The 14954-nt window shown below is 61.1% G+C and carries 15 protein-coding genes; 9 read left to right on the forward strand and 6 right to left on the reverse strand.

Translation table 11 applies throughout. From position 1 onward, the window contains the following. Nucleotides 1-7: 7 nt before the first annotated feature. From paaZ to ACWNZ3_RS00100, 9 genes are all read left to right on the forward strand, one after another. Nucleotides 8-2032: a phenylacetic acid degradation bifunctional protein PaaZ gene (paaZ, locus tag ACWNZ3_RS00060; protein WP_496900784.1), complete on the forward strand. Its 2025-nt coding sequence runs from the start codon at nucleotides 8-10 to the stop codon at nucleotides 2030-2032. Further along, entirely contained in the window at nucleotides 2022-2798 is a 777-nt protein-coding gene (locus ACWNZ3_RS00065) for a PaaX family transcriptional regulator C-terminal domain-containing protein (protein WP_496900785.1), read from the forward strand. The genes paaZ and ACWNZ3_RS00065 overlap by 11 nt, the downstream gene beginning before the upstream one ends. 66 nt (nucleotides 2799-2864) lie before the next feature. Continuing rightward, complete coding sequence (locus ACWNZ3_RS00070; RefSeq protein WP_269362449.1) at nucleotides 2865-3479, forward strand: ribonuclease D; 615 nt, start codon at nucleotides 2865-2867, stop codon at nucleotides 3477-3479. Continuing rightward, nucleotides 3476-4438 (forward strand): KpsF/GutQ family sugar-phosphate isomerase, encoded by a 963-nt coding sequence (locus tag ACWNZ3_RS00075; protein ID WP_496900786.1) that lies wholly within the window; start codon nucleotides 3476-3478, stop codon nucleotides 4436-4438. Before ACWNZ3_RS00070 ends, ACWNZ3_RS00075 begins: the two co-directional genes overlap by 4 nt. Before the next feature lie 5 nt (nucleotides 4439-4443). Next, on the forward strand, nucleotides 4444-5052 hold the full coding sequence (lptC, locus tag ACWNZ3_RS00080) for an LPS export ABC transporter periplasmic protein LptC (protein ID WP_274573577.1): 609 nt from the start codon (nucleotides 4444-4446) through the stop codon (nucleotides 5050-5052). A gap of 5 nt (nucleotides 5053-5057) precedes the next feature. After that, complete coding sequence (lptA, locus tag ACWNZ3_RS00085) at nucleotides 5058-5552, forward strand: lipopolysaccharide transport periplasmic protein LptA (protein WP_443287406.1); 495 nt, start codon at nucleotides 5058-5060, stop codon at nucleotides 5550-5552. Beyond that, nucleotides 5552-6310: an LPS export ABC transporter ATP-binding protein gene (lptB, locus tag ACWNZ3_RS00090; protein ID WP_269362444.1), complete on the forward strand. Its 759-nt coding sequence runs from the start codon at nucleotides 5552-5554 to the stop codon at nucleotides 6308-6310. The genes lptA and lptB overlap by 1 nt, the downstream gene beginning before the upstream one ends. 250 nt (nucleotides 6311-6560) lie before the next feature. Next, nucleotides 6561-7124 (forward strand): ribosome hibernation-promoting factor, HPF/YfiA family, encoded by a 564-nt coding sequence (gene hpf / locus ACWNZ3_RS00095; RefSeq protein WP_269362442.1) that lies wholly within the window; start codon nucleotides 6561-6563, stop codon nucleotides 7122-7124. A 45-nt stretch (nucleotides 7125-7169) separates the two neighbouring features. Next, on the forward strand, nucleotides 7170-7634 hold the full coding sequence (locus tag ACWNZ3_RS00100) for a PTS sugar transporter subunit IIA (protein ID WP_269362440.1): 465 nt from the start codon (nucleotides 7170-7172) through the stop codon (nucleotides 7632-7634). A gap of 7 nt (nucleotides 7635-7641) precedes the next feature. Here ACWNZ3_RS00100 and ACWNZ3_RS00105 read toward each other — a convergent pair whose 3' ends face one another. The 6 genes from ACWNZ3_RS00105 to galU form a co-directional block, all read right to left on the reverse strand. Further along, nucleotides 7642-9069: a nodulation protein NodH gene (locus ACWNZ3_RS00105; protein WP_496900787.1), complete on the reverse strand. Its 1428-nt coding sequence runs from the start codon at nucleotides 9067-9069 to the stop codon at nucleotides 7642-7644. Between the two features lie 3 nt (nucleotides 9070-9072). Then, a complete protein-coding gene (locus ACWNZ3_RS00110) occupies nucleotides 9073-10770 on the reverse strand; it encodes a DUF5927 domain-containing protein (protein ID WP_269362435.1) in 1698 nt (565 codons plus the stop codon). Continuing rightward, a complete protein-coding gene (locus ACWNZ3_RS00115; protein ID WP_269362717.1) occupies nucleotides 10767-11753 on the reverse strand; it encodes a glycosyltransferase family 2 protein in 987 nt (328 codons plus the stop codon). The genes ACWNZ3_RS00110 and ACWNZ3_RS00115 overlap by 4 nt, the downstream gene beginning before the upstream one ends. 75 nt (nucleotides 11754-11828) lie before the next feature. After that, nucleotides 11829-13010 (reverse strand): glycosyltransferase, encoded by a 1182-nt coding sequence (locus ACWNZ3_RS00120; RefSeq protein ID WP_496900788.1) that lies wholly within the window; start codon nucleotides 13008-13010, stop codon nucleotides 11829-11831. Nucleotides 13011-13020: 10 nt separating this feature from the next. Continuing rightward, nucleotides 13021-14004, reverse strand: coding sequence for a UDP-glucose 4-epimerase GalE (gene galE, locus ACWNZ3_RS00125; RefSeq protein ID WP_496900789.1), 984 nt, complete (start codon nucleotides 14002-14004; stop codon nucleotides 13021-13023). Nucleotides 14005-14024: 20 nt separating this feature from the next. Next, nucleotides 14025-14918: a UTP--glucose-1-phosphate uridylyltransferase GalU gene (galU, locus tag ACWNZ3_RS00130; RefSeq protein WP_496900790.1), complete on the reverse strand. Its 894-nt coding sequence runs from the start codon at nucleotides 14916-14918 to the stop codon at nucleotides 14025-14027. Nucleotides 14919-14954 lie beyond the last annotated feature (36 nt).

The following is a 14954-nucleotide window of genomic DNA, read 5'->3' on the forward strand; positions in this document are numbered from 1 at the left end:
AACCGATATGCTCAACGTTTCCAGTTACGCCGCCGGACAATGGATCGCACCGGGGGCCGGCGCCCGCACCATCGCCAGCGCCATCACCGGCGATGTGATCGCCCATGCCGGAAACGACGCGCTGGATGTGCAGGCCATGCTGTCCTACGCCCGCGACACCGGCGGGCCCGCGCTGCGCAAGATGACGTTCCATGACCGCGCGCGGATGCTGAAGGCGCTGGCGGGCTATCTGAACGACGGCAAGCAGGCGCTCTACGACCTCAGCTACGACACCGGTGCCACGCTGTCGGATCACAGGATCGACGTGGACGGCGGGATTGGCACGATGATGGTCTTTGCCGCCAAGGGGCGGCGCGAGATGCCGGATGCGCAGGTCTATCTGGACGGTCCGCCCGAACAACTGGGGCGCGGCGGGCAGTTCTTTGGCCGCCATATCTGCACACCGTTGCAGGGTGTCGCGGTGCATATCAACGCCTTCAACTTCCCGGTCTGGGGGATGCTGGAGAAGCTGGCGCCGACCCTGCTGGCCGGGGTGCCCGCCATCGTGAAGCCCGCCACCGCCACCTGCTATGTGACGGAGGCCTGCGTGCGCATGATGCTGGACAGCGGCCTGCTGCCAAAGGGGGCCTTGCAACTGGTCTCTGGTGGCCTTGGTGACATGCTGGATCATCTCGACTGCCAGGATGCGGTCGCCTTTACCGGTTCCGCCGACACCGCGCTCAAGCTGCGCGGCAATCCCCGGCTGATGCAGAATTCCGTGCGCTTCGCCTCGGAACAGGACAGCCTGAACGCCAGCGTCCTGGGCCCCGATGCCACACCCGGCACGCCGGAATTCGATCTCTTCGTCAAGGAAGTGCAGCGCGAGATGACCGCGAAGGCGGGTCAGAAATGCACGGCGATCCGGCGCATCATGGTCCCGAATACCTTGATAGAGCCTGTTATCGCGGCCATCAGCGAAAGACTGGGCAAGATCGCCATCGGGGATCCCCGGCTTGACTCCACCGGTATGGGCGCGCTGGTTTCCGCCAGCCAGAAACGCGATGTGCTGGAAAAAGCCGCCACCATCGGCGCAGAGGCCGAGCGCGTGTTTGGCAACCCCGACGACTTCGCGGTCGAAGGCGCAGACCGGGACAAGGGCGCATTCCTGCCGCCCATGTTGTTCCACTGCGCCGATCCCGACAGCGCGGTCAGGGTGCATGACACCGAAGCCTTCGGCCCGGTTTCGACAATCATGCCCTACCGCGATCTGCCCCATGCGGTCCAGCTTCTGAACAAGGGCAAGGGATCGCTTGTTGCATCCGTCATCACCAATGACGGCAATGTCGCGCGCGAGATCACGCTGGGGGCCGCTGCCTTCCACGGGCGGCTCTACTTCAACAACCGCGCTTCGATGAAAGAGGCGACCGGTCACGGCGCACCCCTGCCCCACATGGTTCACGGCGGCCCCGGCCGCGCAGGCGGTGGCGAAGAGCTGGGCGGCATCCGTGGCGTCATGCATTACATGCAGCGCACCGCCGTGCAGGGCAGCCCCGACATCCTGACCGCCATCGGTCAGCAATGGGTGCCTGGCGCGACAGAGATTTCGGACCGGGCCCATCCCTTTACCCGGACATTTGATCAGCTTGATCTGGGCGAGACCTTCAATTCGCCTGCCCGCACCGTGACACTGGACGATATCGAGACATTTGCCCATTTCACCGGCGATACCTTCTATGCCCATATGGACGACGAAGCCGCCAGGGCGAACCCTTTCTTTCCGGGCCGCGTGGCGCATGGCTACCTGCTGCTCAGCTTTGCCGCGGGGCTGTTCGTTCAGCCCGATCCGGGGCCGGTTCTGGCCAACACCGGGTTGGACAACCTGCGTTTCATGGAACCGGTGGCGGCAGGCGACAGCATCAAGGTGCGCCTGAGCGTCAAGCACAAGACACCGCGCAACGACGACTATGGAGAGGTGCGCTGGCATGTTACCCTCACCAATCAAAACGACAAACCCGTTGCCGAATATGAACTGCTGACCATGAATGCGTACTGAGAATTTCATCACGCTGACGGCCCCCCTGCGCGCCGTTGGCGGCGGGCGGGTGTGGTCCCTGATGATCAGTCTCTTCGGTGATCTGGCGCAGGAGCAGGGAACCGCCATCGACGGTCCGGTGCTGTCCGCGATGATGACCCTGCTTGAGGTCAAGCCCGAAGCCGCCCGCGTTGCCCTGCATCGGTTGCGCAACGATGGTTGGGTGAGTTCCGACAAGGTCGGGCGCATCAGCCGCCACAGCCTGACCGAAAAAGGACGTGCGGAAAGCGCGGCGGCCACCCCGCGCATCTATTCCACTCCCGACGACGGATCCGGCGGCTGGCAACTGGTCCTGCTGGAAACGGCCGAGGATCAGACCGTTGCGCGCATGGGCCACCTGGGCTTTACCCCGCTCGCGCCGCGCCTTTTCGTGGGGCCTGCCGATGCAGTCTCGCCCCCCGGCGCGCTGAGCCTTCCTGGCACCACCGCACCGGACTGGCTGCGCGCGCAGCTTCACACGGAGCCGCTGGTCACCGCCTATGCCAATCTGGCCCAAACCCTGAAAAAGCTGGCCGCAGACCTGCCGGAAAGCGACACGATGACCCCGTTGCAGATTGCCGTGCTCAGGGGATTGATCGTGCACAACTGGCGGCGGCTGGTTCTGAAAAACCCGCCACTGCCCCTGATTCTGACGGACCCCGACGGACCGGCACGACAATCTCATCTGATGGTCGCCGATCTTCTGGCCCGTTTCCCCCGCCCGTCCCTGCGCGATCTGACCACCTGATCCGCCACCAGCAGGCCGGAACGCAACGCGCTTTCCCCAGAAGCGCAGGCAGGATATAGCGTCTGCATGACAAACACACTCCATCAGAACGATCTGCCTGATGACCTGGACCTTGGACCGGTAGTCGCCATCGACTGCGAGACAATGGGCCTGAACCCGCACCGCGACAGGCTCTGCGTGGTGCAGCTTTCTGCAGGGGACGGCAACGCCCACCTGGTCCAGATTACCAAAGGGCAGACCGAGGCACCGAACCTCTGCAAACTCCTGCAAGACCCTGAGGTGCTGAAGCTGTTTCATTTTGGCCGTTTCGACATTGCCGCCATGATGAATGCCTTTGGCGTCCTGACGGCGCCGGTCTATTGCACCAAGATCGCCAGCCGTCTTGTGCGCACCTACACCGACCGGCACGGGCTGGCAAAACTGCTTCAGGAGCTGCTGGGCATCGACATTTCCAAGCAACAGCAATCCAGCGACTGGGGCGCTGCCAAACTGACCAACGCGCAGCTTGACTATGCCGCATCCGACGTCCTGTACCTGCATCAGCTGCGTGACCGGCTGGATGAGATGCTGGAACGTGAGGGCCGGATGGATATTGCGCAGGCCTGCTTTGATTTTCTGCCCTCGCGCGCAAAGCTCGATCTGCAGGGCTGGCCAGACACGGACATCTTTGCACACATATGACAACACCCTTTCTGGATACCGCACGCCGGGTGATCCGCGCCGAATCCGCCGCGCTTGAAACCCTCGCCGACAGCCTCGATGACCGTTTTCGCGTCGCCATCGACATGATGCGCGCCTGCAAGGGCCGCGTGATTGTCACCGGCATCGGAAAATCCGGCCATATCGCCAAGAAGATCGCGGCGACCCTGGCCAGCACCGGCACGCCAGCCCAATTCGTCCACCCGGCCGAGGCCAGCCATGGCGACCTGGGCATGATCACTGCCGCTGACGTCGTGCTCGCGATCTCGAACTCCGGCGAAGCGCCGGAGCTTGGCAACCTCATTGCCTATTCGCGGCGCTTCGACATTCCGCTGATCGGCATGACCAGCCGCCCCGAGAGCGCATTGGGCAGCCAGTCGGACGTGATACTGGCACTGCCGCAACTGGGCGAAGCCTGTGGCACCGGGGCGGTGCCGACGATTTCCACAACCATGACACTGGCACTGGGCGATGCGCTGGCCGTTGCCCTGATGGAAAACCGCGCCTTCACCGCCGAACATTTCCGCAACTTTCATCCCGGCGGCAAACTGGGCGCACAGTTCAGCCGGGTGCGGGACCTCATGCACAGCGGTGACGCCCTGCCGCTGGTACATGAAGACGTGGATATGTCCCGCGCATTGGCAGAGATCGGCAGCAAGGCCTTTGGCGTCACCGGCGTTTCCGACGACGAGGGGCGGCTCATCGGCATCATCACAACAGGGGACCTGGGCCGCCACATGGAAGGGATGATGGCGCTGAAAGCCCGCGACGTCATGACACGCAATCCCATCACCGTCGGTCCGGACGACCTGGCCGAACGCGCCGTCGGCATCATGAACGCCCGCAAAATCACCTGCCTGCTGGTGGTGGACCCGACCGCGCCGGACATCCTCATCGGCCTGCTGCACATCCACGACTGCCTGCGCGTCGGGCTGGGTTGAACACCATGCAAGCCGACCGCCATTCGCGCATGGTATCCTTGCTCAAGGTGCTGTTTCCGCTTCTGGCACTGGCGCTGTTGTCGACCCTCTTCCTGCTGTCCCGTGTCATCGACCCGGAAACGGCGATACCCTTTGCCGACAAGGAAATTCAGGATCGCCTGCGCGACCAGCAGGTGACCGGCCCCTTCTTTTCCGGTGCCAGCGCCAACGGCGATCTGATTTCCTTTTCCGCGGAAAAGCTGACCACCCCGCAGAACGAGGTCGGCGCGAACCGTGCCGAGGATGTGCGGGTGGTCATGGATCTTCACGGCGGCACCACCCTGACACTTCAGGCCAATGTCGCCCATTTCGAAATGCCCAAAGACCGTGCCGATCTTGAGGGCAATGTGGTGATCGAAACCTCCAACAACTACATGATTGAAAGTGACCGGCTGACCACCCAAATGACCAATCTGGATGTCAGGTCCCCCGGGCCGGTCCAGGCACAAACCCCGATTGGCACCCTCAATGCGGGAAGCATGGTCATCAGTACCTCAAACGAGGGAGAAGCCACCCAATTGATTTTCAAAAACGGCGTGAAACTGATATACGACCCCAAACTGGTAGAAGAGTGACCCACGTGAACCATCTAAGATCCCTGTTGCTGCCCGTCTTTCTGATCGTGTTTGCCGGGCCGCTTCTGGCACAGGGGGCCAGCGTCGCCTTTGGCACCATCCGACAGGACACCAAACAACCGGTGGAAGTGACCGCCGACAACCTCTCCGTGGATCAGGAGACCGGGACCGCGATCTTTACCGGGAACGTGATGATCGGTCAGGGCGATCTGCGCCTGTCCGCCGCCCGCGTCCTGGTGGTCTACCGCAATCAGAACAAGGGCATTGCGCGGCTGGAAGCGACTGGCGGCGTCACGCTGGTATCCGGCCCGGACGCCGCTGAATCGGAACGGGCGGATTACAACATCGACACCGGCACCATCGTGATGACGGGCAACGTGCTGCTGGCACAGGGCCCCAGCGCGCTTTCCGCCGACAAGATGAGCGTTCGGCTTTCGGACGGCACCGCACAGATGTCCGGCCGGGTGCGCACCATCCTGCAGACAGGTGGCGACAACTGATGGCATCCCCTGACCTGAAGGTCGCGGAAGGCAGTTCCGGCCTGAAGATAGATCACCTGCGCAAATCCTACCGGAAAAAGACGGTGATCCGGGATTTCTCGATGCACCTGAACCGGGGCGAAGTTGTTGCCCTGCTGGGGCCGAATGGCTCGGGCAAGACCACGACATTCTATGCCGTTGCCGGTCTGGTCACACCCGAAGGCGGCAGTGTCACGGTGGATGGCAAGGATGTGACCCTGCTGCCCATGTACCGTCGTGCGCAGCTTGGCATCGGTTACCTGCCGCAGGAGATGAGCATCTTTCGCGGCCTCAGCGTGCAGGACAACATCGCCGCGATTCTCGACATCGCCGTGCCGCACCGTCACAAGCGGCGCGAACGTCTTGAGGAACTGCTGTCGGAGTTCTCCATCGAGCACCTGCGCCGCGCGCCGGCTTTGGCCCTGTCGGGCGGGGAACGCCGCCGGGTCGAGATTGCCCGCTGCCTGGCCGCAAACCCCAAGTACCTCCTGCTTGACGAACCTTTTGCCGGGGTTGATCCGATTTCCGTCGGCGACATCCGGTTGCTGGTCGCGGATCTGAAAACACGGGGCATCGGCGTTCTGATCACCGACCATAACGTCCGGGAAACGCTCGAAATCGTGGACCGCGCCTATATTCTGCACGAAGGCAAGGTGCTGATGTCCGGCAGCCCCGACGAGGTGGTGCAGAACGAAAACGTGCGCCGTGTTTACCTTGGCGAGAATTTTCGGATTTCCTAAAATTTCGCAAACTTCAGGCAGCGATATTCGGCTGGCGCAGATGGGATCACCATTGACTTTGCAGCGTATTCTTGGCCTCATGAAGACATGGCAACACTGCGTTCCTGTTTGAGACTGCACCGGCCTTCACGCCAAGGCACGGTCAAGAACTACCTGGACGCACGGCCATTTTTCCGCATTTGAACATCATCTTGCCCCACTCTGGTGGTCCGCTTGGCGTTGTTCAAACAAGAGATAACAAGGAGAACCTATGCGGTACCAAATCAGCGGCAAGCAGATCGACATCGGCGAAGCATTACAAACCCACGTTCAGGAGGAATTGGGCGCGGCGGTCGGGAAATATGCACAACGTCCGACGGACGCACAGGTCATCTTTTCAAAGTCGGGACACGAGTTTGTCTGTGAGGCGACCGTCCACCTTTCCACCGGGCTGACCGCATCGGCCAAGGCGCACAGCACCGAAATCTATGGCGCCTTCGATGCCTGCAGCGAAAAGATGGAAAAGCAGCTGCGCCGCTACAAACGCCGCCTGAAAGATCACCATCAAGACCGCGCCGTACCGGTTGAACTCTTCGGTGCCTCCTCGTATATCCTTGCCTCTACAAGCGATTCTGACGCGCAGGAACCCGATACCCTCCAACCCATGATCATCGCGGAAATGCAGACCAAGATCGCAACCTTGTCTGTCGGCGAAGCTGTCATGCAGATGGAACTCGCGGGGGCGCCAGTGTTGGTGTTTCGCAAAGAGGGCAAAGAGGGCCTGAACGTCGTGTATCGCCGCGAAGATGGCAACATCGGCTGGATTGATCCCTGAAAAAGGTGCTCGGGGTAACCCGTTCAAGAGAGCAGGACAAACCGAATGGAACTTGCAAAACTACTCAAGCCGGAAGCGGTTAAAGTCGTTAACGCTGCCTCCAGCAAGAAGCGGCTGATGCAGGATCTCGGCGACCTGGTTGAATCTGTCTATGGCTTCAAATCAGGCATTGTCGTTGATGCCCTGATGGCAAGAGAAGCTCTGGGACCAACGGGTGTGGGCCACGGTGTGGCCCTGCCCCATGCCCGGCTTGACGGATTGGAATCGGTGGTGGGCGCATTCATCCTTCTGGATCGGCCTGTCGATTTCTCATCCGTTGACCGGCAGCCGGTGGACATCGCCTTTGCACTCTTTGCCCCCGAAGAAGCGGGCGTCGAGCACCTCAAGGCGCTTGCTCTGGTGTCGCGCACCCTTCGCAACCAGACGATATGCAGCAAACTGCGCGCGAACCCGGACCCCGCAACGCTGTACACCATCCTGATCGAAGAACCCTCGGTTCAGGCCGCCTGACCACCCGCTATCTCCAGGCGGAAAAGCCGAAGGTTATATAGTCGCGCTGATAGGCTTGCGCGCCAAGTTTTTCAATTTCATCGTCATAGATCGCATCCAGCGTGAAGGGCTGATCGGCATCTGGCAAGGGTGGCGGCGGCGCGTCTGCAATCCCGACCGAAGCCGCCAGCGCAGCCAGGTCCTGCACCATGTCCTCTTCGCGGATGATCCGGTCAGGCAGGCACAGCTCCCCGAATCCCTGGATCGCCTGTGCCTGCGAGCACCACGCCGCATCCACCCGAATGGCCGTCTGACCCGCGAGGTTCCCCTTGAGCCAGACCAGAAAGGCCGCAAAGGCCGCGCGGTGTTCCGCAAGACCATAGCCTGCATCCGGCCCCTCGGCGGGCAGCGGCATGTTATAGCGGCGCATCATGGTCTTGCGCAGCTGCACAAAACTGCCCTTCTCCGTCGTCAGAATGTGACGACAGAAGGCATCATGCGCCCGTGCCAGCGGGTGCCGTATCACGGTAAAGCTGCGGTGCCCGGGATGATCGCGCTTCCATTCACGCAGCTCTTTCTGCGTCATCTTCGAGCGAAGCGCGCCCCGCCCGGCACCGTCCAATGCCGCCAGCCACTGCAAGATCTCCACCCGTGGTGCAGAGCGCAGCGGCAGATAGAGCAGGGGCGACTGCGCCGCAGCAAAATAGGACGGCACATTGGGCCCCCGCCGCGGTTCGAAATTCGGAGTACGGGTCAGATCGAAACGGTCGAGCCGGGACAGCGCCGCCGTCATCTCGTCGTAGTTGCTGACCTTCGCCGAGATCGGGCTCGGGTTTTGCTTTTTCAGATTGCTGTCCAGCGCGTCCAGCGTCTCATCCACCCCCAGGTAGCGCGCCAGCCCGTTCATCACCCCGACGCTTTGCAGATCGTCATAGGCGACATAAAAGGCCGTCTGCCCGCTGACCTGCAGCCTGTTCAGCAAAGTCACCTGAAACGCCTGCAACGCCTCAAGATGCGCCTCGAATTCGCGCGCGTCAAAGACCGCCTGCGCCGTCTTCTGCGCCTTGACGTCGGTCAGCTTCCACTGCCCTGTCTCCTGCGCAATCTTCCAGCTGACATAGCTGTCCACCGGGTTGCGGGTCAGGATGATCTTGGCGCATTTCGGATCGTCCATGATCGCATCGAAAACGCGTGGATCATGATCGTGGAAATACCGGAAACCGCTGAGCCGCGCCGTGTTTCCGCGCATGGCTTTCAACAGCAGATGCGGATCCCGGTCGCGGGTCTTCTGATCAATTCCCAGGATCGGTTCATTGTGCGGGTAGCCCAGAAAATGCGGGTTGAACGCCTCCCCATGACAGGAGATACCGCCAAAGGCATTCAGGTTTGTTTCCAGAAAATTCGACCCCGTGCGCATCTCTGCAAACACGACAAAGCTGTGGAATTTCTCGGCCATGTCTTACTGTACCAGATAGGGTTTGCGCTGGGTTTTCTGATTTGACGCGACACCGCGCTCGGCCGGAAAATCGCCCATCAGATAGGGGTGCATCCCCTGGTTCTTCAGGTTTTGCAGGAACTGGCCGAAACCACTCAGATCAACCATCTTGGGGGCTTCGGACAGGCGGCGCAATTTGGTGCGCCCGATCTCATCCAGTATCCCCTGCAAAGGCTCCATCGGTGCCTCGATGAATTCCGCCATGGTCCAGATGCGCACGCGGGCCTTGGAATAGGGCGACCGCAGGATATCCATATGTTCGCTTTCGACCTTTTGCAGATGCGCGGCAATTGTGCGGATCTTTGCAAAATCCAGGTTGGACCGGAACAACGGCACCGCCCAGGCCCCGGTAATGACGGAAACCTGCGCGTTCGGGTCCTTTGCCACCCGCCAGTTGATATCCTGGTTGTCTGCCGGGCCGAATTGGAAACACTGCCGCTCACCCCGGGTGTTCCAGATCAGATTGGTCAGGAACGCCTTGCTGTTGTAATCGCGCAGCGTCGCGGATTGCGACAAGGCCCCGTTGATGGCTGTCTGCCCGTCCGCGTAATGCACACCATCCGCGGCAAACAGATGGCCGTGCACCCGCGCGCCGGTTGCCTTGGCCAGCCAGGGTTCGAAATTCTCGAACAATTCGGCAAAGCCCTGGAACATCGAATAAGGTGCCGCCGTGACACCGTTTTCCCAATCTTCGTTGGGAAAGCGGCTTTGCATATACAGGCCCGACCGCCCGCGCGTCCGACGCTCCACCGCTTTGGAGAAGATCCTGTCGATCTTGCCGGGGTTCGGCTCCGTCTTTTTCATGGCACCCGCAACATCGGTCAGAAATGCCTCGTACAGGCGGTCGGCATAGGGCCAGATCTTGCGCGCGACAAAGCAGTCTGACCGCCGCAGCAATTGCAGGTGGTCGTCGTAGAAAATATGCGGCTTACCCTGAAAATCGAACTTGGACAGCGTCAGGGAACGGCTTTCGATCTTCTCGGAATACAGCCGCGAAAGCGTTTGGAAATAGGATTCATCCGGGATCCAGACATGTCTGAAGAACCGGTCGTATGCGGGTCTTTCCGGGTCCTGCAGGATCGCGGACAGCGTGCGGCGTGACAGGCACCACCATTGCGACCCCATATGCGGCACGATCCCATGCGGCATCTTGCGTTTGAGCCCGAGAAAGCGCTGTACCGCCACCGCCTTGTCAAAGAAATAGCGCCGCTTTTTCCAGGAGAACGGAAAATGCATGGTAAACCGTTCTTCGTCCAGCCCGCCCACGGTCCAGGGCACATCGGCTGTTGTCGCGCTTTCGATGAAATCGGTGTTGGGGCGTTCGTCCAGATAATCAATCAGCTCCTGCACCGGACGCAGCGGCAGACAGGACCCGGACGCCAGATAGACATGTTTGATCTCCGGATAGCTGGCCAGCAGCTGTTCCGACGCGCTTTGCGATGCGGCGACAATGCCCCAGGTGCCCCATTCGCACCGGTAGCGGGTGCTGAAGGAGACATCCTTCCGGTCAGCCATCGCATTGACAAAGGCATCATAGGTCCGCCGCGGAACGCCCTTGTCGACATGGATCACAACGGGGCAGCCTGCCGCCGACCAGTGGCGCGCCACCTGCTCGGCCCGGCCCAGTGCGGTATGCACCAACATTACAATCCCGACCGTCATGCCCAGTTTCCCTTCGACATCAGGCCGAGAATCTCAAGCTGTCGCCAGTTGATGTAACGTTCTGACCATTTGCACCAAAGCTGCGGGTCGTGCTTCAGCCGGTCGGCATAGGCCTTGTATTCGACGGAACCGGCATAGTGCTGCGACCGCTCCAACTCCTCGGCGGCCTTGGCGCCGAAGGTGTCAATGAACTTGGCATGCAGCAACACACCCGATGCCTTTTCACCACCCCATTCGTCATAGACCTGGTTCAGCCCGCGCGGCAGCAGCATGTGGGTGGAGCTGACATAGGTATAGCGTTTGTCCCATTTCACCAATGGTACCTTGTTCAGGGCCGGTGCCTTTGCCGGCGCGTCGGGGAAGAAGACACGCGCACGCGGCCCCCCCTGAATCCACAGGTTGGTGAACAGGTGATTGCGCGAAATGGTGTAATTGCCGCTGTCGAACCAGGTGGCAATCTCGATCGGGTTCTGACCCGCCTGATAGGGCTGCTCGTCCAGCCGCCCCTTGGGGTACATATCCAGCAACATCGCAGAAAACGACTTGATCGAAGAGGCATCCAGCCAGTCCGTCAGGGCTCGCAGCGGGCGGGTATCGCAGAACGGATAGACCAGGAATTCATCGGGATCGACGGTCAGCGCCCAATGCCCATGGGCGTATTTGCGGGCCAGCCAGTTCAGCCAATCCACACCGAAACGGGCGCGCTTGTAGCTTGCCGTCGTGCTCCACACCGAAACATCCGGCTGATCCGCAAGATAGTCGAGGGATCCATCGGTGCTGTCATTGTCGACAAAGAAGAAATGGCCGATGCCCATTTCCCGGTAGTAATCCAGAAAATAGGGCAGCCGGATACCTTCGTTCCGCTGGGTGCAGAACAACAGCAGATCGTCGGGCCGGATTTGTCCGGTCCGATTTGCGACCCGCTTGAGTTCGCGACGTTTGCGCAGGGCACGGACACGCCATCGCTTCCGCTGCACCCTCAGCCAATATGACTGCAAAACACCCAATAACCGCCCTCTACCTTGCCGATATGGCCGCGTTTCTAGGCGCTACCATCTCTAACTTAACACGGTCTTGAAGTGTTTGTCCCAATCAGGGCCAACAAACGAAATCTTCCTTCCCGCGCCTACCGGCATCTCTGCCCACTGGTTAAGCATATCCAGCCACAAATACCGATCCGAAACCGACGCGTAAACGGCATTCTCCCCCAAAAATTCGCGTAATACCTCCAGATCGTTGCATAAAACCCGCGATCCAAGCTGTACCGCCTCCAGTGGCGGCAGACCAAAACCTTCCGCAAGACTTGGAAACAGCGCACCCGCAGACCTCTGAACAAGGGCCGCAAGCGCCTTGTCTTCCAGGCCGGGCAGCTCCCGAACCGGGTGGCCCATGGGCAGGGCATCAAGGCGCGCGAACAAGGCCTCGTTGTTCCAACCCCTGCTGCCACACAGCAGCAGCGGCGGCGCGGCGGGGCCCAATTCCTCCCACAGATCGAGCAGGAATGCATGGTTCTTGCGCGGCTCCAACGTGCCGACAGTCACGAAATAGGGTCCCTCGGGCGGCAATCCCGTCGGCAGCGCCGTTACATCCGGGCGCGGCAGATCCGTGCCAAGGTAGGCCACAACCCCCGGCGGCACCCGCCCCATCGCGTCAAGATACCTTTCCGTACGGTCCCGGGTGTCGTTTGAATTATAGATGATCCTGTCGGCCCGCGCGCTGACCCGGCGCAGCTTGGCCTCAAAGGTTTTCACACTGCCCGCGCGCTGGAATGCCGGATACTCCAGCGGAATCACGTCATGAATAAGCACATGGACAGTACCGCCCGCGGCTTTGACGGCCTCCAGGACGCGTTCCGTCAGATTGCTGTGTCCGGTGTTGAAATAGTCAAAACCCCCAGGAAAATGCCGCCGCAACATACCCGGCAGGGCCGACCGCCAGGACCGCGCCAGGGCAAGCCGCCGCAGATCGCTTTCCGCCCGCCGGACCGCATCCGGTCGCGACCGCCCCAGCCGGGACAGGATACCGCTGCGGCCCCAGGGCCTGCGCCCTTCCAGCCGGGCGAGGAAACCTTCCAGCCCCTCCCGGTCCAGCAGTACATAGCCCAGCGCGGTGCGCGCCAGACCGAAACAGGGAGAGTCTTCTTGCAGGAACCGGCGCAGATACGCCTGTTCGACACGGTCCACACCCGTCGCGACCCGGCCTGCCCGCCGCAATGAGCGGGTCAGGTCCAGCAGCCGCACAGGCGCAGAATTATGTATCGTAATGGCCAGTTTGGTGCCATCTCCACGCGTCGGTGATCATTTGCCTGAGCGTGGACCGATGCGGTTTCCAGCCCAGTTCCGTCTCTGCCCGCTGGGAACCTGACACCAGCTTGGTGCAATCCCCCGCACGGCGCGGCCCTTCGACATGGGGCACCTCGTGGTTGGTCACCTCGTGGCTGTGGGTCAGCACCTCACGCACCGAAAACCCCGACCCGGTGCCAAGGTTGAACACCCGGCTGCCTTTGCCGTCTTCGAGCCATTTCAGACCCAGTACATGCGCATCGACCAGATCGCAGACATGCACATAGTCACGGATGCAGGTGCCATCGGGCGTATCGTAATCGGTGCCATGGATCGTCAACGCATCGCGCTTGCCCGCAATCGCATCCAGCATCAGCGGCACCAGATGCGTCTCCGGCCGGTGGAATTCCCCGACTTCGCCATCCGGGTCCGCCCCGGCCACGTTGAAATAGCGAAAGATCACATGGCGCAGACCATCGGAAGCTTCGAAATCGCGCAGAATATCCTCGATCGCACGTTTCGACGCGCCATAGGCGTTCAGCGGGTATTGGGCCGAATTTTCATCCAGCACCACATTGTCCTGGTCGCCATAGGTGGCGCAGGTCGAGGAGAATACAAAATCCTTGCAGCCCGCCGCCACTGCCGCCTCGATCAGGGTCAGCGATCCCGAGACATTGTTGCGCCAGTATCTGCCGGGCTGGGCCATCGCCTCGCCCACCTGGCTCAGCGCCGCGAAATGCATCACCGCAACCGGCGCATATGTCGCAAACACCGCGTCCAGACGCGCCCGGTCCAGCAGATCGCCCCGTTCGAACGGGCCGAACTTGACCGCATCCTGCCAGCCGGTTTCGAGGTTGTCATAGGTAACGGGCGTATATCCCGCATCCCGCAGCGCCTTGCAGGCATGCGACCCGATATAGCCCGCACCGCCTGTCACCAGAACATTGCTCATGTCTTTCCTTTCCGGTGCGGCTATTGCGCGGCCTTGTCCACCTGCATGATGCTGCTGAGGTAGGAATGCAGATCGTCGCGCAGCTCTTCACGGGCAAGGCCAAAGGCGACGGTCGCCTGCAGGAACCCTGATTTGGAGCCGCAATCGAACCGCTGACCCCGGAAACGATAGCCGTAAACCGCATTGCCCTGCTCGATGTCGCGGGCAATCGCATCTGTCAGTTGAATTTCGCCACCGGACCCGGATTTCAACTGGTTCAGATTGCGCAGCACCGATGGCTCAAGGATATAGCGCCCGATCACCGCGAGGTTGGAGGGCGAATCCTCCGCCTTGGGTTTCTCCACCATGCCCTTGACCTTGACCATGTGGCCCATGTCTTCGGATACATCGAGCATCCCGTAGGACGACGCGCGCTCCGGCTCCACCTCCATCGCGGCGACCATGTTGCCGCCGGTTTCCGCATAGGCTTCGACCATCTGCTGCAGGCAGGGCTTTTCCGCCGCGATCACGTCATCGGGCAACATCACCGCAAAGGGTTCGTTCCCGATCAGCCGCCGCGCGCACCACACCGCATGCCCCAGCCCCAACGCCTTGTGCTGGCGGATATATGCAATCGCGCCGCTTTCCATGTTGGTGTCCTGAAGGGCCTGCAACAGCTCTTCCTTGCCCTTCTTGCGCAGCTCCTGTTCCAGCTGCGGCGCGTGGTCAAAGTAATCCTCCAGCGCACCCTTGCCGCGGGATGTGACAAAGATGAATTCCTTGATCCCGGCGGCCCGCGCCTCGTCGATGGCATATTGCACCAGCGGCCGGTCCACGAGGGTCATGATTTCCTTTGGTACCGATTTGGTTGCCGGCAAGAACCGGGTTCCGAGGCCCGCGACGGGGAAAATTGCTTTTGTGACCTTTTTACGCATCTTGATCCTAAGTCCCTTCGAAACAGCTTTCGCCAT

The organism is Sulfitobacter sp. IGS-18 (assembly GCF_059628195.1).